The organism is Pseudomonas koreensis, from assembly GCF_012986595.1.
In the GTDB taxonomy this organism is placed as follows: Bacteria; Pseudomonadota; Gammaproteobacteria; order Pseudomonadales; family Pseudomonadaceae; genus Aquipseudomonas; species Aquipseudomonas koreensis.
In genome coordinates this window covers 325,032-346,509 of record NZ_JAAQYM010000006.1, presented here as the reverse complement: position 1 = coordinate 346,509, position 21,478 = coordinate 325,032, and the positions used below count along the sequence as shown (strand labels likewise).

Sequence of the window (21,478 nt, the reverse complement as noted above, 5' to 3'; positions counted from 1 at the left end):
CGATGGACGCTGTCTGCTCTGACCTGCTCGCCGAAGTGCGTGCGTTTCGCCAACGCTACCCCGAGGTGCGTTATGTCGACCTGATCTCCCTGGACATTCCCGGGCACTTCTACGGCAAGCGCTACCCGGTGGACATGCTCGAAAAAGTCGCCGCCGGCAGCGCACTGAAACTGCCGCAAAACTGCGTGCTGCTGGGCGTGCAGGGCGGTTTGTTCAAGATCGGCGATTACTGCTTCAACGACGGCGACCCGGACGCCGTGCGTCGCCTGATTCCGGGCACACTCAAACCGGTGACCTGGGAAGCGCAGCCACTGGGACAGATGCTGATCACCTCCGACGGCACCGCCAAACCGATCGAGTTCGAACCCCGCGAGGTGCTCGCGCAAGTGCTCGCCCGTCTGGCGCGCAAAGGTATGCATCCGGTGGTGGCGTTCGAACTGGAGTTCTACCTGTTCGACAAGAAGTTGCGCGACGGCCTGCCGCAATTCCCCCGCGACGAACTCAGCGACGACGCCGATGACCAGCCGAACATGCACATCGAGCGTCTGTCGCGGTTCGCCCCGGTGCTCGACGACATGGTCGAAACCGCGCGGACCCAGGGCATCGACGCCACGGTGATCACCGCCGAGCTGGGGCCGGGGCAGTTCGAGATCAATTTCGGCCACCTGGACGACGGTTTGCGTGCCGCTGACTGGGCGGCGCTGTTTTGTCGCAGCACCCGTGGCGTTGCGCTCAAGCACGGCTACCGCGCCAGTTTCATGGCCAAGCCGTATGTGGAACATCCGGGCAGCGGCATGCATGTGCACGTCAGCCTGTATGACGCGGCGGGCAATAACCTGCTGGCCGCCAATCACCAACAGTCATTGCGCCACGCGGTGGCGGGGTGTCTGGACTTGCTGCCGCACAGCATGCCGATCTTCGCGCCGAACCAGAACGCCATGCGCCGCTTGAGCGGCACGGTGAACACCGCGACCAAAGCGAGTTGGGGTTATGAGGACCGCGACGCGTGCCTGCGCATTCCCGAGTCGGACACGAAAAACCTGCGCATCGAATACCGCCTGGCCGGCGCCGACGCCAACCCGTATCTGGTGCTGGCGGCAATTCTGGTGGGCCTGGAACACGGGCTGGAAACCGGCAAAGAACCGATCCCGCCCCTCAACGACGACCGCAACAGCGGCATCGCTTTCCCCACCGAAATCCTCGACGCCGTGCGCGCCCTGCACAATCAACCGCAATTGCGGGCCGGACTGGGCGCCGAGTTCGTTGACGTGTACTGCGAGAACAAGCGTCAGGATCACCTGGCGTTCATGCAGGAGATCAGTGCGCGGGAGTATCGCTGGTATTTGTGAGTTCTGATTCAGCAGGTGCAGCGGTGGTCGAATGGAATTCGGCGCCGCTGAGTTTCATGGTTCATCAAAAGACCACTCGGCCCGACATACAGTGCTGTACTGCTCCGCCCACCCAGACGGTGCCGTCAACCCTTTCGATGTGCAGTCGGCCACGGCGCCCCATCGCAGTGCCCTGGCTCACGGTGTAACGGTCGCTCAGGATGCCCGCGCCGATCAGCCACTGAGCCAGGCTTGCATTGAGGCTCCCCGTGACGGCGTCCTCGGTGCATTCCTCGCCCATGAAGGCCCTGACTTCTATGTCCGTTTCAGACTCGCCACCCACCCACGGAGCGATGACGCCGACATTCAGCCCCTGCAGTGCGGCGTAATCGGGCTTGATCGCCAGCACTTCTTCGCGATTTGTCAGCAGCACACCCGCCCAGCCCGGGCCATTGTCTACCAATTGGCTAGCCCGGATCTGTCCAGCGGCGAGACCGAGCCCTTGTTCGATCAGAGTTAACGTCATTGCGTCCAGCGGTCCGCTGCGCACCAGTGGCGGCGCAGAGAACGCCAGATGCGGGCCTTGCTTGCGTACCCGAATCAAGCCCGCCGAGCATTCCTGAATAATCTCGACATGCTCCGGGTTGTCGTTTTTGGCCAGCCAAACCTTGCAGCTTCCCAGGGTCGGGTGGCCAGCAAAGGGCAACTCGCGCAGCGGGGTAAAGATGCGTACGCGGTAATGCGCCCCCGGCGCCTCGGGCTTCAACAGAAAAGTCGTCTCACTGAGTTGTGTCCACCGGGCAAATGCCTGCATCTGCTGGGTTGTCAGCTCATCGGCATCCACCACGACGGCCAGCGCATTACCTTCGTAGGAGTGATCGGCGAACACATCGACTTGTTCGAACGGCAGAGAAAGCGGCATTGAATGTCCTTTGCAGGTAGGGGCGGTTTACAGCTGAACCGGGTGGGTAGGCCAAGGCTAATCGCTGCACAGCAATAATTAAAGAGCGTCTGGATTCAACGCTTATCATTGAGGGGAAACCCTCATTGTGACCTCTCATTCCTGTGACTAGCATGGTTAACGCCATTCGCGCATTTACGGAGAAGACCATGACTAACCCGCAGAACGACGACAAGCGCCCCGTCCCGGATAAAGCGGAGGACAACGCTTTTTTTCCTTCACCCTATTCGCTGAGCCAGTTCACCTCCACGAAGTCGGATCTCAGTGATGCAGACTATCCCGAGCCCTATAAAGAGGGCCGTTGGAGGGTTTTGCTGATCGGTGCTGATGAACGCTATCTGCTGACCGACAACGGCACGATGTTTTCTACGGGCAATCATCCGGTCGAAACTCTATTGCCCATGTATCACCTCGATAAGGCAGGTTTCGCCTTCGATATCGCGACCTTGTCGGGGAATCCGGTGAAATTCGAATATTGGGCAATGCCTTCTGAAGATACTGAGATACAGGGCTTTTATGCAAAATACCGCGAGCAGTTCAAAAAGCCCCTGAAGCTGGCTGAAGTGATCGATAAAGCGCTGGGAGAAAACTCGGACTACATCGGTGTATTCATACCAGGTGGCCACGGCGCACTGATCGGACTGCCGGAAAGTACCGATGTGAAGTCCGTATTGCAGTGGGCTGTCGCCAACGACAAGTTTGTGATTTCGTTGTGCCACGGGCCTGCGGCCTTGCTGGCAGCGGGTGTTGGTGAGTCCAAGAGTTCGTACCTCTTCAATGGCTACAAGATCTGCGCGTTTCCCGACAGTCTCGATGCGAAGACACCAGACATCGGATACATGCCGGGGCATCTGACCTGGAAGTTCGGCGAGCAGTTGCAGGCGCTTGGGGTCGAGATCGTCAATCAGGATATTTCCGGGGCGACATTCAGGGACCGCAAGCTGCTGACCGGCGACAGCCCTTTGGCAGGCAACAATCTGGGCAAATTGGCTGCAGCGGCACTCCTGAACGAGGTCGAGCGGGCGTGAACAAGGAGCCCGCCGAGGCTTTGATGCGCGCCGTTCTCGAGATAGAGGCGGCGCACAAGCTCGAGTCGATCAAGAAGGCTGTGCGGGGGTTCGCCAGCCCCTTCGGCTATGATCGATTCGTACTGTTTTCGGCGTCATCGGCAAGCGAAGAAGTGCTTGAGCGCATCTACTGGGTCGAAGGCGATTGGTTTGGCTGCGGGCAAGACGTTGATGCCCAGACGTATGTTCGCCATTGCCCGGTGACTCGCCATATTCTGAAGACTCGCGAAGCCTTCTTCTGGCGCAAGATGCAAGGGCAGGGGGAAGCGCATTATCAGATCATCAAGTCCCCTGGCGGCCCGGGCATCCAGGGTTTGCAGGTGCCGGTATTCGGACCTCAGGGGCTTGAAGGCGCCATGAGCCTGGGCGGTATTTCGGTCGACGGGTCGCCACGGGTGCGCATCGGGTTGACGATCGTGGCGACAGCGGCATTTTTCTCCGCCCGACGATTGCTGGAGGCCCCAGTTGCCGAGGTGCTCAAAACGCTTTCGAGGCGCGAACGTGAAGTGCTGAGCTGGACGGCAGCAGGCAGGCGGCAGTCGGATATAGCAGCCACTCTTGGTTTATCGGAACGGACCGTAGAAAATCACCTGCGCTCAGCTCGCCGACGTCTGGGAGTCGCGACGACGGCGCAAGCGATCATGATGGCGATTCGTAACGGCGAGATTGACGGGTAGGCGCCAAAAACAGATCGCGTTGATTCATGCAAAGGCATGCTTTGCCGCGTAAAACCATAGACGTGCTGCTGCACTTCACAGACCGTCAAAGTCGATGAGCGCGAGTTGACTCATTAATGATGTGTTCGGCATGGGCACCTCGCGAGTCCTTCAACAACTGTGCGAACGCGGCCTTGTCGATTGGCCGGCTCATGAAATACCCCTGAACCTCGTTGCATTGATCCTTGCCGAGAATGTCCAGCTGCTCTTCGGTTTCCACGCCTTCGGCGGTCACGGTGAGGCCCATGGCTTTGCCCAGACCGATAATCGCCTGCACCACGGCGCGATCATTGGCGCCGTGGCTGATCGAGGCGATGAAGCGCTTGTCGATCTTGATTCCGTCGAACGGGTAAGCGCGCAGGTAACCGAGGGATGAGTAGCCGGTGCCGAAGTCGTCCATGTTCAGCCGTACGCCCAGCTCTTTGAGCGCATTCATGGCGGCCAGCGCGCCGTTGGTGTCGACCAGCATCACGCTTTCGGTGATTTCCAGTTCCAGGCGAATGGCCGGGAAACGCGTCTGCACCAAAGCTTCGCGCACGTCCTCGACGACATCGCTGAGGGCGAACTGTGCTGGCGACAGGTTGACCGACAGCAAGATGTCCGCCGGCCAGGTCAGCGCGGTTTCACAGGCTTCGCGCAGCACCCAGCGCCCCAGCGGGACGATCAGATCGGTCTGTTCCGCCAGACCGATGAACAGGTCCGGCCCGAGCAGGCCCTTGGTCGGATGCTGCCAGCGCACCAAGGCCTCGACCGAAACGATGTGTTTGCCATCGACCGTATAACGCGGCTGGTAGTGCAGGACGAATTCGTCGTTCTTCAGCGCACCGCGCAGATCGCTTTCCATCTGCCGGCGTGACTGGATCTGGTCACTCATGTGTGCTTCGAAATAGCACCAGGTGTTTTTGCCCTCGGACTTGGCCTGATACAGCGCGATATCGGCGCAGCGGATCAACTCGCTCGGCACGAAGCCCTGACGCCGGCTCAGGGCGATGCCAATGCTCGCACCCACGTGCAGTGGGTGATGTTCGAAAATCAGCGGTTGATGCAGGCTCTCGACCAGCCGTATGCAGAACCGGTCGACTTCGTGGCGGCTGTCCATGCCATTGAGCACCACGACGAACTCGTCGCCACCCAGGCGCGCGACGATGTCGTGCTCACGGGTGCATTCGCGCAGACGACTGGCGACTTCCTGCAGCACCGCATCGCCGGCCGGATGGCCGAGGGAATCGTTGATCGGTTTGAAGTTGTCGAGGTCGATCACCAGCAGCGACAGCGGTGGTGCGTGCTCCTTGAGCAGCAGCGCGTCATCCAGATAGCGTGCCAACTGGTTGCGATTGGGCAGGCCGGTGAGGGCGTCGTGCATCGACAGGTGCTGGATCTGCGCGTGGGCGGCGACTTCATCGGTGATGTCGCTGGCGGTGCCGCGATAACCGCTGACGGCATGCTTGTCGATTATCGGCCGCGCCGACAACCGACAGTGACGTTGCTGCCCGGCGTGATCGCGATAAGTGCAGCGCAGGTCACTGGTATTGCTGTCTTCGCTGAGCTTTGTCAGCCACAACTCCAGTGGCGTGGTATCGCACGACACCAGTTGCCCGATGCCTTGGCCCAGCCACTGGGTTTGCGGGTAACCGGTCACTTCGCTGAAGCGCGCCGAGAGATAGGTCAGACGCAGCTGGTTATCGACTTCCCAGATCCAGTCCGATGCCGCTTCGGCCACCGCACGAAAGCGCTCTTCACTGGCTTCCAGCGCTTGATTGGCTGTCTCCAGTGCATGGTTCGAGGCCTGCAATGTGCTGAAGCTGTGGTCGACGTAACGGGAGGAGCGCAATGCGTGGCGCAGGAAGTACGCGGTCAGTAGCATCAGCACCACCAATATCGCGCCCAGGGTCGGCAGCAATGACCACAACAGTTGCTGTCCGGGTCGCTCCAGATCCGCTGTGAGGCTGTAACCGGTATTGTCCAGCCGTACCCGTGGCAGATCGCCGGGAAGCTGTTCGTCCGGGATCAGCCTCAGGTTTTGCAAACCATAAGCGACGTCAATCGCCCGCAGCTTGGTGGGCGTGAGCTTGTCAACGAACACTAGCACCGAGGTCTGCCTGGGGTCGCCTACGGGGCGTTCATCATTGGGCAGGATCGCGGCGGCCGTGACCAGTGCCGGCCAGCCATCGAACAGCGCATACGTGCCGATCGGTACGGTCAGGTCGGACTGGTTTTGCACCTTGTCGATCAGCGTGGCGGAAGAGAGCTTGAGCAAGTGCGAAATGTCGCGGTCATCCTGCTGTCCTTCTACCACGGCGTACTGGGTGCCTGCGCGATCAAGCACGAAGACGCCGTCATAGCCGTCAGTGGTGAACAGGGTTTTACCGAGGTTCTGCTGGGTGTAGGCCCAGTCGGTGTCGATTTTGCTGTGCAGGTGTTCGTAAGCGGTGGTCCAGTCGGCGTAACTGTTGATATAGCTTTTTGAGGCACTGATACGGTTTTCCAGAGCGCGCGCCGCGTAGAAGCGGGTTTCTTCGGCGTCCTCGCGATCCAGACGCGCAGCGATGCTGAGCAAAGTGCCGGTGACCGCAATCACGCCCACCACAAACAGCGTCCCGACCGCGAACACCAGGCGGCGGGTGATTGTGCTTTGCCGGGGTGGAACAGGCAGCGCGGGCGCGAAGACATCCATATGTTCGTCCTTGATTCTCTGTCTGAATCATCTGGAACAGCGGTCCCCGGGCAATGTTCAATGTGTTTGATGTGATTGCGCCAGGGCGGATTTCCCAAGCGTAGTGAAAGCTGGGGATTTTGCCTCGCGCGCCAGGCGATTGATCAGGCGGTGTTACCTGGCTACCGTTTTGCACCGTTGCGGGGCTCGCATTGGGCCAACAGGTAGCACATGCGCTTTGCAGGTTGCCGCACGTCTTTAACCTTTAATCATGCAAATCAATTCCTTGGCTCGAAATGCAGGCATCTGGCACGCAATGTGCTGTTTTGCATCCGTGGATAATTGGATACAAAAAGACAAAAGGTGCTGCCATGCAATTCGCTCCCGCCTACGACCAACGTCAACCGATGACCGCCGAGGAAGAGGCCTACAACTTTCTGCTTGAAGGCATCTGCGGTGGTCGTTATCGCAAGGGCGACCGGCTGATCGCCGAAGATATTGCCAGTGAAATCGGCATGAGCCGGATGCCCGTGCGTGAAGCCTTTCGCCGTCTCGATGCACAGGGGCTGGTGACGTTGCGGCCTAACCGTGGCGCCGTGGTCAGCGGTCTGGATGTCGAGGAAATGCACGAAGTGTTCGAGATGCGCAGTGCGCTGGAAGGGCTGGCAATGCGCGTCGCGGTGCCAAAAATCAGTGAGCGTCAGTTGACGGCCCTGGAGCGACTGCTCGATGAAATGGATGACTACCGCGAGGAAAGCGCGGCGTGGGTCAGCCGCCACCGCAAGTTCCATGAATACCTGTGCAGCCTCAGCGGCCGACCACGATTGGTGAAGCAGATCAGCGCGCTGTACGCGCTGATCGAAGCGCCGATGCGCCTCTGGCTGCAGCACATTGAAAAGCCCCTGAGTGCCCGCCAGGAACACCAGATGATCCTCGATGCGATTCGCGCCGGTGACGCCAGCAAGGCCGAAGCCGTGGTGCGCGAACACATCGAAGGCACGGTGCCGGAGCTGATCAAGTTTCTGCAATCGGAAAAATAACCACAGAGCGGACACGAGTCCGCCGATGTTTTGACTTTGAGTACTGCCCCGTTACTAACCGAACTGGAGTGTCTGGTCATGCATACGTCTCGCCTGTTACTGGCTGCAATTTCCCTGGGACTCTGTACACAGTGGGCGGTCGCCGCACCCACGGTGCCGGAGCGCCTGGTCAAGGTCGACAAACTCACCTATTGCTCGGGCATGGATTCACCGCCGCTGGTGTCCTTCGATGAAGCGCAAAAACCCAAGGGCCTGACCGTCGATCTGGGGCTGGAAATCGCCAAGCGTCTGGGCGACAAAAAAGTCGATTGGCGGGTGATTCCGTTTTCCGGATTGCTCCCGGCATTGCTCGCCAAACAGTGCGACATGATCGTCGACCAGTTGTTCGACAAGCCCGAGCGCCGCGAGGTGATCGACATCGTCAACTACATGTATTCCAGTCAAGCGGTGGTGGTGCCCAAGGGCAATCCGAAAGGGCTCAAGACCCTGGCGGACCTCAGCACACACAAGATCGCGGTGCTCAACGGTTCGACCATCAAGACCTTGCTCGATACCGAAAATGAAAGCCTGGCCAAGGCCGGCAAGCCACCGATGAAACTGGTGGTCTACAACACCGACACCGATGCCTTTCAGGCCTTGCGTATCAATCAGGTTGACGCTTACGGCACGACGGTCGAAACCGCCGGGTATTACGCCGCGATGGCTCCGGACCTGTTCGAAGAAGGCGTTCCGGCCTTCAGCCGGATCCTCACCGGCCTGGGCATTCGCAAAGACGATCCGCAGTTGAGCGCCGCCGTGCAGCAGATCATCACCGACATGCGCAGCGACGGCAGCTACAACCAACTCCTGAGTAAATGGCACGTTTCCAGCGACACACTCGATTGAGGTAAGCGGTGATGAATTTCAATTGGGATGTGTTCTGGCAGTACCTGTTGCAGCCCAGTGGGGTGTACCTCACCGGGCTGTGGCTGACCTGTCTGATCAGTGTGCTGGCGATGTTGCTGGGCTGTGTCCTGGGGCTGGCCGCCGCGTTGTTGCGCTTGTCGAAGAACCCTTTGCTGCATCTGCCGGTGCGTTTTTACGTGTGGCTGATGCGTGGCACGCCGTTGCTGGTGCAGATCGTTTTCCTCTACACGGCGCTGGCGGCGGGCGGGATTTTTCGCTTCGAAGACATCGAGCTGTTCGGGCTGGTGATCCCCGGCAACATCCAGGCCGCGATCATCGCCCTGGGCCTGAATGAAGGTGCGTACATGGCCGAGATCATTCGTGCCGGGATCGGCGCCGTGGACAAGGGCCAGTACGAGGCCGGCCGTTCACTGGGCATGACCTTCGCCAAACTGATGCGCCGCATCGTCCTGCCGCAGGCGTTCCGGGTGATCGTGCCGCCGCTGGGCAATGAGTTCAACGTGATGCTGAAAAACACCACGCTGGTCAGCGTGATCGGGGTGCAGGAGTTGTTGCTCAGCACGCAGATGGTCACCTCGGCAACCTTTCGGGTGTTCGAGTTGTACCTGGTGGTGGCGATCTATTTCCTGCTGCTCACCACGCTGTGGGGCTTCTTTCAGCGCTGGCTGGAGCATCGCTTCGGTCAGTCGGACCGACCTTCCGCGCCGCCGCCGGCCTCCAGCCGGATGTTCGGTCGCAGCACCCTTAAACTGCTGAGGGGACGTTAATCATGGCGCATCAAAGTGACGAGCTGATCATCGAGGCGCTGAACATCCACAAGTCCTTCGGTGATCTGCAGATTCTCAAGGGCATCTCGCTGCAAGTGCGACGCGGCGAGGTGGTGGTGCTGATCGGTGCTTCGGGCTCGGGCAAGACCACGTTTATCCGCTGCATCAATCTGCTCGAAGACATTCAGGGCGGGGAGATTCGGGGCAGCGGCCGGCCCATGGGTTATCGCACCCGGGCTGACGGCAGCCTGGTGCGCGATTCCGAGCGCAACATCGCACGCCAGCGTCGGGACATCGGCATGGTGTTTCAGCGCTTCAACCTGTTCCCGCACATGACCGCCCTGGAAAACATCATCGAGGCGCCGATTCAGGTATTGGGCGTGCCACGCCAGGCTGCGCTGGAACAGGCGCAAGCATTGCTCAAGCGGGTCGGTCTGGCAGACAAGGCCAGTCATTACCCCTCGATGCTTTCCGGTGGCCAGCAGCAACGGGTGGCGATCGCCCGGGCGCTGGCGATGAAGCCCCAGGCCATGCTGTTCGACGAACCGACCAGCGCCCTCGACCCGGAAACCGTTGGCGAGGTCCTGCAGGTCATGAAGGAGCTGGCCGAGGAGGGCATGACCATGGTCGTAGTCACCCATGAAATGGGGTTTGCCCGCGAGGTGGCCGACCGGGTGGTAGTGCTCGATCAGGGCGAACTGATTGAACAGGGCCCGCCGGAACAGATTTTCAGTCGTCCCACTCATCCCCGTACCCAGGCCTTTCTCAGCCGCGTGCTGTGAACCTCACAAGGAAATCGACGATGCGTTTATCGAGTTTGTTCGCGGCGCTGTGCTGCGTCGCCGTGGTGCCCATGCTGCAGGCTGCCGATGCGGTGGTGAAGGTTTACAACTGGTCCGATTACATCGGTCCCGACACGCTGAAGAATTTCGAGAAAGACAGCGCGATCAAGGTTCAATACGACATCTTCGACACCAATGAAATGCTCGAAGCCAAGTTGCTCTCCGGGCACTCGGGCTATGACGTGGTGGTGCCGTCCAGCCAGTTTCTGTCCAAGCAGATTCGCGCCGGCGCCTATCAGCCGCTGCAACGCGGCTTGCTCGATAACTGGAAGCACCTTGATCCACGTCTGATGCAGCGCTTGCAGGCCGCCGATCCGGGCAACCAATACGCCGTGCCGTATATGTGGGGCACCGTCGGCATCGGCTACAACGAGGAAAAAGTCCGCGCGGTGTTGGGCAAGGACGCGGTGCTGGATTCGTGGTCGATGGTGTTCGATCCGCAGAACCTCGCCAAGCTCAAAAGCTGTGGTGTGGCCTTTCTCGATGCACCGGTGAAGATCATTCCCCAGGCCTTGCTGTACCTCGGACTGGACCCCAACAGCGTCAAGCCTGACGACTACAAGCAGGCGTCAAAACTGCTGATGGCTCTGCGGCCTTCGGTGACGTATTTCAATTCTTCGAAGTACACGGCGGATCTGGCGAACGGCGATATCTGCGTGGCGATCGGCTACTCCGGTGACGTGATGCAGGCCCAGACCCGGGCGCGCGAGGCCGGGAAAAACATCGACATCCGCTACCTGATTCCCAAGGAAGGCGTGAACCTCTGGTTCGACATGCTGGCGATCCCCAAGGATGCCGGCAACGTCGCCAACGCCCATGCCTTCATCAACTACCTGCTACGTCCCGAGGTGATTGCGCCGGTCAGCGACTACGTCGGCTACGCCAACCCGAACAAGGACGCCACGGCCCTGATGGACCCCAAGGTCAGCGGCAATCCGGGGATCTACCCGACTGACGAAGTGATCAACCATGCCTTCGTCTCGGCCGATCTGCCGGAAAACATCCAGCGCCTGATCACCCGCGAATGGAACCGGATCAAGTCCGGCCAATGAAATCCTGTTTTGAAGAGCCTTTGCCATGTTGAAATTCTCTGCTCACGAGTATCCCTATCCATCGCAACGTCAAAGCGTGTTCGCCCGTCGCGGCATGGTCGCGGCGTCCCAGCCGCTGGCAGCACAGGCCGGCATCGAGATGCTGCAAAAGGGCGGCAATGCCATCGACGCCGCCATCGCCACGGCAGCGGCGCTGACCGTGGTCGAGCCTACGGGCTGTGGCCTGGGCGGCGATGCTTTTGCTTTGGTCTGGTTCAAGGATCAGTTGCATGGTCTCAACGCCAATGGCCATGCCCCGGCCAGTCTGAGCATCGAAGCAGTCAAGGCGGCCGGTCATGCACAGATGCCGCTGTATGGCTGGACGCCGGTGACGGTGCCCGGTTGCCCATCAGCCTGGGCCGAGCTGTCGCAGCGGTTTGGCGTGTTGCCGTTCGCCGATTTGCTGCAGCCGGCGATCAGTCTGGCCAGAGACGGCTTTGCGCTGTCGCCGGTGGTTGCCCATCAGTGGCAGATCGCGCTGGATGAGTTTGCTCCCCATCGCGATGACGTGTTGCAGGCCTGGTTCGATACGTTCCTGATTGACGGTCGCGCGCCCAAGGCAGGGGAGCTGTTCCGCAACCCGGCGCAGGCGCGCACCCTTGAAGAGCTGGCGGCGAGCCGCTGTGAGAGTTTCTATCGCGGCGCGCTGGCGCAACGCCTGGATGCGCATTCCCGGGCTACCGGCGGCTATCTGCGGGCGACAGATCTGGCGCATTACCGCGCGCAATGGGTGGAGCCGATCCACGTCAATTACCGCGGTGTGGATGTCTGGGAAATCCCGCCGAGCGGACAGGGGCTGGTCGCACTGATGGCGCTGAAGATTCTTGAAGGCTTCGACTTTGATCACCGCGACAGCCAGCAGACCTGGCACCGGCAACTGGAAGCAATGAAACTGGCCTACAGCGATGGCCTGCACTACATCACCGATCCGCTGCACATGCGGGTGGCCGTGGCCGATCTGCTGAGTGATGGCTACAGCGCTCGGCGCCGGCAACAGATCGGCGAGCAAGCCCAGCCGCCAAAACCGGGCGACCCTCACGCCAGCGGCACGGTGTACCTGGCCACGGCTGACGGGCAGGGCAATATGGTCTCGTTCATTCAAAGCAATTACCACGGCTTCGGCTCGGGCGTGGTCCTGCCTGACAGCGGCATTGCCCTGCAAAATCGCGGGCAGGAATTCAGCCTCGACGCCGACCACGCCAACGCGCTCGCCCCGGGCAAGAAGACCTTCCATACGATCATCCCCGGCTTTCTCACCAAGAACGGCCAGGCCCTTGGGCCGTTCGGCGTGATGGGCGGCTACATGCAGCCGCAAGGGCATGTGCAGATGGTGATGAACCTGGTGGATTTCGGTCTGAATCCGCAATCGGCACTGGACGCGCCGCGCTGGCAATGGCTCGGAGGCATGAAGGTCGGCATCGAACAGGGCGCTTCGCGCGATCTGGCCAATGCACTGGCACGGCGCGGGCATGAGGTGCAGATCGCCAGTGACCTGACGGATTACGGCAGAGGGCAGATCATTCTGCGTGACCCGGTGACGGGCGTGCTGTGCGGGGGGACTGAGCCGCGGGCGGATTCGCATATTGCGGTGTGGTGAGCAGGCTGACTGCCCGGGGTGGACGAACATTGCCCCTCTGATCGTTAGTGCGAAGAACGGTCAAAGGGGCAAGACGTTTTCTGTCAGACCGTACTGCAGGCGGTAAGCTCGGAATGGCTGGGCAGAAACTCCATGACATCACAAAAGAGTTTGCGCTGCTTCCAGTCGTTGCGATCACCAATCACATACAGCCGGCGTCTGGCCCGCGTGGCAGCGACATTCAGCAGATTGGGTTTGGACACTGCCCATTCACGAGCACCATCGTTTTCGCTGCTTCCGCCCAGCACAAGAATGATCACTGCAGCTTCTTTACCTTGCATGGTGTGAATAGTGCCGCGAACCATCTTGGCGTGCAGGCGATCCTTGAGCTGGTTACGCACATCCTGAAACGGCGTAATGACCGCAATGCTGTCCAGCGGTACGCCGTCGGCCTTGAGCTGGGCCAGCAAACGGTCCAGTGCCTGACCTTCACTATCGACCCAGTTGCCAGAGGACCTTCCACTGGCATGCACCCACCCGGTGAGTAGAGAGGCTGGCGTTTCCTTGGCAGGTGAGGGCGCAATCGTTCCGTAGACCATCGCGCCGTCGTAGGCGATGCGGTTGGCCAGGTCGAACATCGGTCTATCGCAGCGACGATGAACTACCAAGGGCAGGCCGACCCAGCATTTTTTATCCTTGGGTCCGGCCATGCGCCCCCAGGACGTGGCCTCGTCGGCAAGTGTCTGTGCGGACTGGCGGTTCGGCAGCCAGTGAGCGTCGACCTGATAACGGGTGCGCATGTGTTCAAGCACCGCATCGGAAACCGTAACGATCGGTTCCAGTTGCAGTGGATCGCCAACCAGTACCGCTCGGCGCGAGCGCCAGAGCGCGCCCACGGCAGCCTGTGGTGTGGCCTGACCCGCCTCATCCACCAACAACCACCCGATCTCGCTACACCCAAGGCTGCCGAAGGAGCGGGCAAATGAGGCGAAAGTACTGCTGAGCACCGGTACGACCATGAACAGCGAAGCCCATGCCGAGCGCACCACGGATTGGGAAACGCCGAAATAACGACTACCGGTCAGCATGCTGGTGACGAACGTCAGGTTGTAGCCCATGCGCGAGGCTTCAATCTGAAAGAACGTGCGATGCAATTTGAGTGCTTCGATGAACACCTTCGCCCGGGCCTGACGCCAACCTTCGACGATCCACGGCTCGGCCAATTCGATTTCGCTGCCTCTGCCGATTTGACCCTGTTCCAGCCAGAACAACAGATGTTCTGCCTGCCCGGCCTGAGCAACGCTGCGTGCCTTGTCGAGCTGTACACCGGCATGTCGCACAGCTTCGTCGATCTCCAGTTCATCAGCGGCCAGTTGTCGATCTAACTCGTTGAGTCGGCCAACGATGCGTTGCAACTGGCGTTGGACACTGTCGAACGCGTCCTTGGCCAAGGCGTGTGTACCTTCAAGCAAACGCTGGCGGGCAGCCCAGATACGATAAGCACCCCACAGGCTGAAGAGGTTGGCGAGAAAACCAGGTTTTTTTATCAGGTGCGATTCAAGCGCCCGGAGTTCGCCCTGCAGTTGCTCGCGCGCAGGTGCGAGCTGCAGGGTTTCCAGCGTCGTTTGTTCCTTATCGAGATCGCTGCGCTGGGTGCGACGGATCTGAAGATGCTCTTGCATCTGCTTGACCCGGGCCTTGGCGCTGATCACGGCCTGAACCCGTTCCAGAATATCTTCTACCTGACTACGCAAAGCCTGTTCTGCATCTTTGGCGTCCTGATAGTGTTTGACAGCCTCGCGCCAGAGGCCGACTTTTTCACTGGACGTAAGCGGCTTCATCAACGCTGCTTGTTCGGACAGCCATTCGCGCATGCCTTTGGGGGGCGTTTTGGCTTCAGTGTCGTCCGCTTCGGGGCTATCAGCCGGTGGCTCGTTATCGTAAATGTCTTCATCCAGGCCCCAGATATCGACTGTTTCGGGGTCAGGCGTTTCGGCTTCGTCTTTGGCCTTGTCCGCTTCAGGCGGAAGTTTGCCGTAGAAAAAACGATCGACGAATTGCGTGCGTTTGGCTTTGCTACCCAATGCCGCAGAAATCATTGCCCATGCGGGCTTGCCACTGGTCAACTCGCCCAGATCGCTGAAGTACTCTGCGTCGGGCAACCACGACGGGTCGACCTTGTCTTGCTGAGGTAGCTCAAGCGTGACGTTCTCGACGGCGCCATTGTTAGAGGATGCGACGACCATCTCGAAACCGAACAGGCGCGGGTCGAGTTGATAGGCGTAGCGATCGCGCCCACCGTCGTTGGCGGTTTCACGACCGTCCTTGATAAACGCCTCTGAGGCTCTGCCCAGTGAGGCCAGCACGTCGGCCCGTTGTGTCACTACTGCAGCGATCAGGTCGCGCAGCAGGGTGGTCTTGCCAGTTCCAGGTGGTCCGTTGACCCCCATGATGCCGGGGGTATTGCTGAGGCTTTGCAGCAGGCTGTTGACTGCCAGTTGCTGCGAGTGCACCAGGCCCAGATGTTTTTCGGCAGGCCAGCAACCGGCGGCGTAGCGCGAAGGCGCAAGACGATCGATCAGCGCCAGATCGGCACCGGGCTTGTCCAGATGCAGGCGCTGAGTCGAGTCATGATGGCTAAGATAGTGGGCCAATGGCGCGCTCGTTTCACCACGAGAAAGGGCTTCAGCCATGGCGGCCAGATCGCTGAGCAGGAAGCTGTTGAGTGGGTCGTCTTCCTGTTCTGGCTTGTTCGGGTTGATGGGCGCCGAGCGAAAGCGATTCCCGCGCGGCACGTCGCCGAAAAACTCTTCGAGTCCCAGGGTTTTGCGGATGGAGTCAGTCAGGCAAGCCAGATCGGCAGCCTGAACCACACCCCCTAGCAGGCTTCTGGACTGTTCACGAAGGGAATCCTGGGTTTCCTCGAAGCCGTGTGTCCAGTCCCTGTTATTGATCGCGCAGCCGACGAACCATGCTTCGCTGGACAACACCAGGCTGTCGACCAGCATCATGCCCTGGTCGTTGAACTTCAGCGCGTACAGGGCGGAAATCCGTTTCTGTGGTTCCTTGTAGCCTTGGTCTGCACCGTACAGCTCTGCCAACCGGCGAGACACATCCAGGTTGTTGTAGAGGTGTGCGTAGAGCGTGTGACTCCATACGCGTTTGTTCGGCAGGGGTTGCCGGCTCAATGGATTGGCTGGCATCCACGGCAGGCTTTGCGCCGAGGTGGGAATGTCCTGATAAAAGGGCTGGTAGTCGCCATCACGCTTTTTCAGCTTGGGGACCGCCTGGGGTTGCAGCAGTTCGACAGCGTGCCAGTAACGCACGATATTTTGCGAGTTCATTTACTACGTCCTTGAAAGCGCTGGGCCTGAATTCCTTTGAGGCAAGGATATCAGGCATGACCCGTCGCTGGATCCTCGGTTGATGACCGTGGGGTTATCGGCATTGACCCGCCACGTCCTTGCCTCGCAATTCTGAAGCAATTGCGCCAACGACGAACACACACTTTTTCACAAACACCTCCCAGCCTCCATTCGATGGCAGAATCTCCCTGACTTGACTGTTTTGGAGAACACCATGCTTCGTGTGTTTGAACGAAGACTCGACCCTTTCCCGCCTGACGAGGTGCCGCCGCCGCCCAACGGCCTGGCTAAATTCCTCTGGGCCTGCACCCGGGGTGCACGCGGCTACATCCTGGCGCTGGCGCTGCTCAGCGCCGCCGTGTCGATTTACGAGGCGTGGCTGTTTTCGTTCCTCGGTCAGGTCGTGGACCTGCTTTCGACGTGGCAGGCTGGCGGCGAAGCGGCTGTGCAAGAAAGCCGCGTGTTGTGGGGCATGGGCATCGTCATGGTATTCAGTGTCGGGCTGGTCGCGTTGCGCACCATGGTCCAGCACCAGATTTTGGCAATTAACTTGCCGCTGCGCCTGCGCTGGGATTTCCACCGGTTGATGCTGCGGCAAAGCCTTTCGTTTTTCTCCGACGAGTTCTCCGGCCGCGTCACTACCAAGGTGATGCAGACGGCGCTGGCAGTGCGCGATGTGCTGTTCACGATGATCGAGATCTTGCCGGGGATCGGCGTGTATTTCATTGCGATCATCGCCCTGGCCGGCGGCTTTGCGCTGAAGCTGATGTTGCCGTTCCTGGCCTGGGTCGTGTTGTTCGGTCTGGCCATGTGGTACTTCGTGCCGCGCCTGGGCAAAGTCGGGCAGGAACAGGCCAATGCGCGGTCGATGATGACCGGGCGCATCGCCGACGCGTACACCAACATCACCACCGTGAAACTGTTCTCGCACTCCAACCGTGAGGCGCACTTTGCGCGGGCGGCGATGGAAGATTTCAAGCTGACCGGGTTCCGCCAGATGCGCCTGGTCAGCCTGTTCGAAATCGTCAATCAGGCGCTGGTCGTGGCGTTGATCATGTCCGCCGGGGGCTATGCCCTGTGGCTGTGGCACCAGGGCGATGTCGGCGCCGGTGCGGTGGCGGCGATCACCGCCATGGCGTTGCGGATCAATGGCATGTCGAACTGGATCATGTGGCAGATGACCTCGCTGTTCGAAAGCATCGGCACCGTCCAGGATGGCATGGCGACACTGACCCAGGGCACCAAGGTGCAGGACGCGCCGGATGCCGGCGTGCTGGTCACGTCGGGTGGCGCGGTGACCTTCGACAAGGTGAGTTTCAACTACGGCGGCGAACGCCAGGTGCTCGATGGCCTGAGCCTGAACATCCGCCCGGGGGAAAAAATCGGTCTGGTGGGGCGCTCCGGCGCCGGCAAATCGACGCTGATCAACCTGCTGTTGCGCTTCTATGATGTCGACAGCGGCGAGATTCGTATCGACGGCCAGAACATTGCGCACGTGACTCAGGACAGCTTGCGCAGCGCGATCGGCATGGTCACCCAGGACACCTCGCTGCTGCACCGTTCGATTCGCGACAACATCGCTTACGGCCGCCCCGATGCCACCGACGCGCAGATCCGCCGCGCCGCCGCCAACGCCCAGGCCGATGAGTTCATCAGCCAGTTGAGCGATCGGCAGGGGCATACCGGCTACGACACCTTGGTCGGTGAGCGTGGCATCAAACTGTCCGGCGGCCAGCGCCAGCGTGTGGCGATTGCCCGCGTGATGCTGAAGAACGCGCCGATCCTGCTGCTGGACGAAGCCACCAGTGCGCTGGACTCGGAAGTCGAAGTGGCGATTCAGGAAAGCCTTGATGAAATGATGCAGGGCAAGACCGTGATCGCGATCGCCCACCGGTTGTCGACGATTGCCGCGATGGATCGGCTGATCGTCATGGACGATGGCCGCATCATCGAACAGGGCACCCATAGTGAATTGCTTGAGAAGAATGGCGTCTATGCGCGGCTGTGGGCGCATCAGAGCGGTGGATTCCTGGGCGAGGACAAGGGCGTGATCGAGGCAATGGATCAGGCGTGAGTGGGGAGGGCGCATGGTCAGGGGCAGCTTGCGTGCCTCTGGCCTATCTAAACCCTTAATTGGCTGCTAACGGCCAAAGCGGTCGGTCAATCAAGCAAAGGGCTGAACGGTTTTCAGGTGAAAGGCGTTGGCATCAGGTCGGAGCTTTTGGGTCTACAGTCTTGTATATCGGGCACTGGAAGCAATTGAAATGAACGTGTCGTCCTCGCTCTCGCCGCCAAGGTATATCTTCCTGCTGGGCTACGGCGGTTTATTACCGTTTATTGGCCTCGCGCTGCTCATCCTCACGTCTCTGGAACATCGACCGTTTTGGGCGGTGGCGCTGGTCAACTATGGCGCGGTCATCCTGAGCTTCGTCGGCGCCTTGCACTGGGGCTTTGGCATGTCAGTGCAAAACATGAGCGACGAACTGCGCCGCGACCGGCTGATATGGAGCGTCATCCCGGCGCTTATCGCCTGGCTCAGCACGTTATTGCCGGTGCCTGTGGGTTGCTTGCTGTTGATCGTCGGATTTGTCGTGCACTTCTGGCAGGACCGGCGGTTGGTTCAGGCTGTAAGCCTGCACGCCTGGTACCTGCCGATGCGATTGCGCCTGACGGCTGTGGCGAGCGTTTGCCTGCTTATTGGCGCAATTGCTGTAGTCATTTATTCGTGAAACCGCGCCACATCAAGGCGCCTGTGACTTTGCGATATACGGCCTCGCAGCGCGCTCAATAACACTCGATGCGGTTGCGCCCGGCGCGCTTTGCGCAATAGAGCGCCTTGTCGCTGCGTGAGAGGCTGGCCTCCGCGCTGACATCGGTTGAATGGAGGGCGGCGATACCTACGCTGACCGCCAGTGTCAAGCGTTCGTCTCCGTGGTCTAACGGCGCACTGGCCAGCTCATCCTGGACTCGTTGAGCGAAGATTTTGGCTTCGTCGACGCAAGCATTGCTCAACACCACGGCGAACTCTTCGCCGCCCATGCGACCGGCGGCATCGGTTCTGCGCAGCTGTGTGCGGAGAATGGCCGAGAAGTGCTGCAGCGCGAGATCACCTACCGAATGGCCCCAGCGATCATTAATGGCTTTGAAGTGGTCAAGGTCGAACATCAGGATTACCGCGGGATAGCTGGCAGAGCGCTGTACCCGCGCCAACTCGCTTTCGAGGTGCTGCATGAAATGGCGACGATTGGAGAGTTGCGTCAGGGAATCCGTGCTGGCGAGCACATGCAGCTCGGCTTCGATTAGCTTGCGCTCGGTGACATCGGTGATGATGCCGTGCCAGAGCACGCTGCCGTCCGCCAATGCCCTTGGACGGGCAGCACCCTGACGCCAGGCGGCACCCCCACCGGGCAGCAGTACCCGGTATTCCAGGCTCCAGGGATTGAGATCCCTCGCAGACGCCTCCAGGGAGCCGAGGTAGGCAGGCAGATCGTCCGGGTGGATGATCAGGTGCAGCATGTCGGCATCCTGCATCAGTTGCTCCGGCGTCACTCCGTAAATGTCGCGGGCCCCGATGCTGACGAAGGAAAAGCTGTACTGTCCATGCAACCGCTGCAGACTCTGGAAAACCATGCCGGGGATTTCGTTGGTCAGGTCGGTCAGCAGCGCGGCGTTCAGCTGTATCTGTTCCGACAGGGCGTACATGGCAGTGACGTCGGTGGTGGCTCCGACCATGCGCACGGGGTTGCCGGCGCCGTCATATTCCACCACCTTGCCGCGACTGCAGACCCACTTGTAACTGCCGTCCCGGCAGCGTAGTCGGTGCTCCACTTCGAAAATCTCGGTGCGCCCGTCGATGGCCTCCTGGTAGACAGCCAGCACGTAGGCGAAGTCGGCGGGATGGATGCGGGTGTATGCCTCCGCGACGTCGTCGCCGACCTCGTTGTTGGTGTACCCCAGCATGGCCTTCCAACTATCGGAATAGTTGACTTTGCCTGTGAGCATGTTGCGGTCCCAGACACCAGTCCCGCTGGTGGCGATGGCCAGCGTCTTACGTCGCTCGCTTTCGCTCGGAAGCTCAAACTCTGCTCGATCCGACTCCTTTAGCAGAAGCGCCCCTGCCGCCAATTGAGCGAACTCCTGCAAACCTTTCTGTTGCTCGGAATCCAGCTCGCGGGGTTGGTCGTGAAGCAGATAGAGCAGGCCGAGCTGCCCTCCATCTGGAGCCTGTAGGGGGCACACGGCGAGAAAGCGCAGGGCGGGAAACGTTTTTGTCAGCTGGTGATTGCGCAGATGTTCGTCGCGGCTTATATCGGGCACAAGCAGCAATGTATGGGCATTGGCATTGGAGGGAAGCGGCATGTGGAGGTCTGGCAGTGTGTCGCGCGCAATTGGGCCGGCGCCAGCGCAAAAACGCTGGAGGTCTTGGGCGCCGGTCGTCAGCAGGACGGCGACGACACCAAACTGTCGCCTGACCATGTGGAGCAGGCCGTCGAAGCGCTCGTCTCGGGAACCTTCTGGCGACGTTGATCTGCTGGACAACATTCGGATTTCTCAACTGCGGGGTGCTAGTTGTGCCTCTTGGCGCTTATCGGCTTGGGGTTGAAAAACTTAACAATAATAGCTTTCTGCCGTCATCATTTCGTCACGCGTACGATTCCACCAGTGACGCACTGGCTTACTGCTGCTGGAGATCAGGGGCCGAGTCGATTGCGACGGGCATCTATTGGCCGACATCTGCCGGCCAAGAATCAACGCTTTCCGCCCTAGGCCCCAACCGGTCAACACCGCCAAATAATCTGAACCCCGCCCAAACGCGTACGCCTAATGATCAACCTGTGATCAATTGCACAGGCGCTGTGCCAATACCGGCATATTCCGAGAGGTGGTCAAACGTGGCTAAAGACGAGAAGAAAAGCAAAGATGACGCTTCGAAAGCCAGCAAGGACTTGAAAGACAAAAAGTCGTCACCGGCCAAGAAGTCTGCGGCGGCCTCGGCGCTTTCAAAGTCTTCCGACAAGAAAGACAAGAAGAAAGACGCCGAACCGAAGAAGTCTGCGAAGAAAGCCGATAGCAAGCCGGAAAAGGCCAAGGATTCCAAAAAGGCAGACAAGCCGGCGAAAAAGAAAAAGTGATCGCTGCAACTCGCTAGGGCTCTACGCCCTAGCT

Annotated in this window: 16 protein-coding genes; 12 read left to right on the top strand and 4 right to left on the bottom strand. The window is 60.0% G+C overall.

The features are described 5' to 3' along the window. Positions 1–2: 2 nt before the first annotated feature. On the top strand, positions 3–1,349 hold the full coding sequence (locus HBN98_RS20295) for a glutamine synthetase family protein (protein WP_064587569.1): 1,347 nt from the start codon (positions 3–5) through the stop codon (positions 1,347–1,349). A 64-nt stretch (positions 1,350–1,413) separates the two neighbouring features. Here HBN98_RS20295 and HBN98_RS20290 read toward each other — a convergent pair whose 3' ends face one another. Further along, positions 1,414–2,250, bottom strand: coding sequence for a PhzF family phenazine biosynthesis protein (locus HBN98_RS20290; RefSeq protein ID WP_083369096.1), 837 nt, complete (start codon positions 2,248–2,250; stop codon positions 1,414–1,416). A 188-nt stretch (positions 2,251–2,438) separates the two neighbouring features. Here HBN98_RS20290 and hchA point away from each other — a divergent pair, with 188 nt between their 5' ends. Next, entirely contained in the window at positions 2,439–3,317 is an 879-nt protein-coding gene (gene hchA, locus HBN98_RS20285; RefSeq protein ID WP_083369097.1) for a glyoxalase III HchA, read from the top strand. Next, positions 3,314–4,033, top strand: coding sequence for a PA1136 family autoinducer-binding transcriptional regulator (locus HBN98_RS20280; protein ID WP_083369098.1), 720 nt, complete (start codon positions 3,314–3,316; stop codon positions 4,031–4,033). The genes hchA and HBN98_RS20280 overlap by 4 nt, the downstream gene beginning before the upstream one ends. Before the next feature lie 85 nt (positions 4,034–4,118). Here HBN98_RS20280 and HBN98_RS20275 read toward each other — a convergent pair whose 3' ends face one another. After that, positions 4,119–6,746 carry a bifunctional diguanylate cyclase/phosphodiesterase gene (locus tag HBN98_RS20275; RefSeq protein WP_083369099.1) on the bottom strand — a complete coding sequence of 876 codons (2,628 nt, stop codon included), beginning with the start codon at positions 6,744–6,746 and terminating at the stop codon, positions 4,119–4,121. A 350-nt stretch (positions 6,747–7,096) separates the two neighbouring features. Between HBN98_RS20275 and HBN98_RS20270 the strand changes: the two genes are divergently transcribed. From HBN98_RS20270 to HBN98_RS20245, 6 genes are all read left to right on the top strand, one after another. Then, positions 7,097–7,765 (top strand): GntR family transcriptional regulator, encoded by a 669-nt coding sequence (locus HBN98_RS20270; protein ID WP_064587564.1) that lies wholly within the window; start codon positions 7,097–7,099, stop codon positions 7,763–7,765. Between the two features lie 78 nt (positions 7,766–7,843). Then, a complete protein-coding gene (locus HBN98_RS20265) occupies positions 7,844–8,650 on the top strand; it encodes an ABC transporter substrate-binding protein (protein WP_083369100.1) in 807 nt (268 codons plus the stop codon). A gap of 11 nt (positions 8,651–8,661) precedes the next feature. Beyond that, the gene (locus HBN98_RS20260; protein WP_064587562.1) at positions 8,662–9,438 is read left to right on the top strand and encodes an amino acid ABC transporter permease; all 777 of its coding nucleotides are present in this window, start codon (positions 8,662–8,664) and stop codon (positions 9,436–9,438) included. Between the two features lie 2 nt (positions 9,439–9,440). Continuing rightward, a complete protein-coding gene (locus HBN98_RS20255; protein ID WP_083369101.1) occupies positions 9,441–10,220 on the top strand; it encodes an amino acid ABC transporter ATP-binding protein in 780 nt (259 codons plus the stop codon). A gap of 20 nt (positions 10,221–10,240) precedes the next feature. Continuing rightward, positions 10,241–11,332 (top strand): polyamine ABC transporter substrate-binding protein, encoded by a 1,092-nt coding sequence (locus HBN98_RS20250; RefSeq protein WP_083369102.1) that lies wholly within the window; start codon positions 10,241–10,243, stop codon positions 11,330–11,332. 25 nt (positions 11,333–11,357) lie between these two features. Then, entirely contained in the window at positions 11,358–12,968 is a 1,611-nt protein-coding gene (locus HBN98_RS20245) for a gamma-glutamyltransferase family protein (protein WP_083369103.1), read from the top strand. Positions 12,969–13,051: 83 nt separating this feature from the next. Here the strand turns inward: HBN98_RS20245 and HBN98_RS20240 are convergent, their stop codons facing one another. Beyond that, the gene (locus tag HBN98_RS20240) at positions 13,052–16,291 is read right to left on the bottom strand and encodes an AAA domain-containing protein (protein ID WP_083369104.1); all 3,240 of its coding nucleotides are present in this window, start codon (positions 16,289–16,291) and stop codon (positions 13,052–13,054) included. A 235-nt stretch (positions 16,292–16,526) separates the two neighbouring features. On the opposite strand from HBN98_RS20240, the gene HBN98_RS20235 reads away from it, so the two are divergent. Then, a complete protein-coding gene (locus tag HBN98_RS20235; RefSeq protein WP_064587557.1) occupies positions 16,527–18,386 on the top strand; it encodes an ABC transporter ATP-binding protein in 1,860 nt (619 codons plus the stop codon). A 190-nt stretch (positions 18,387–18,576) separates the two neighbouring features. Beyond that, entirely contained in the window at positions 18,577–19,041 is a 465-nt protein-coding gene (locus HBN98_RS20230; RefSeq protein WP_083369105.1) for a DUF3429 domain-containing protein, read from the top strand. Between the two features lie 55 nt (positions 19,042–19,096). Here HBN98_RS20230 and HBN98_RS20225 read toward each other — a convergent pair whose 3' ends face one another. Continuing rightward, on the bottom strand, positions 19,097–20,854 hold the full coding sequence (locus HBN98_RS20225) for a sensor domain-containing diguanylate cyclase (protein WP_064587555.1): 1,758 nt from the start codon (positions 20,852–20,854) through the stop codon (positions 19,097–19,099). A 350-nt stretch (positions 20,855–21,204) separates the two neighbouring features. Between HBN98_RS20225 and HBN98_RS20220 the strand changes: the two genes are divergently transcribed. After that, on the top strand, positions 21,205–21,444 hold the full coding sequence (locus HBN98_RS20220) for a hypothetical protein (protein ID WP_064587554.1): 240 nt from the start codon (positions 21,205–21,207) through the stop codon (positions 21,442–21,444). Positions 21,445–21,478: the final 34 nt, after the last annotated feature.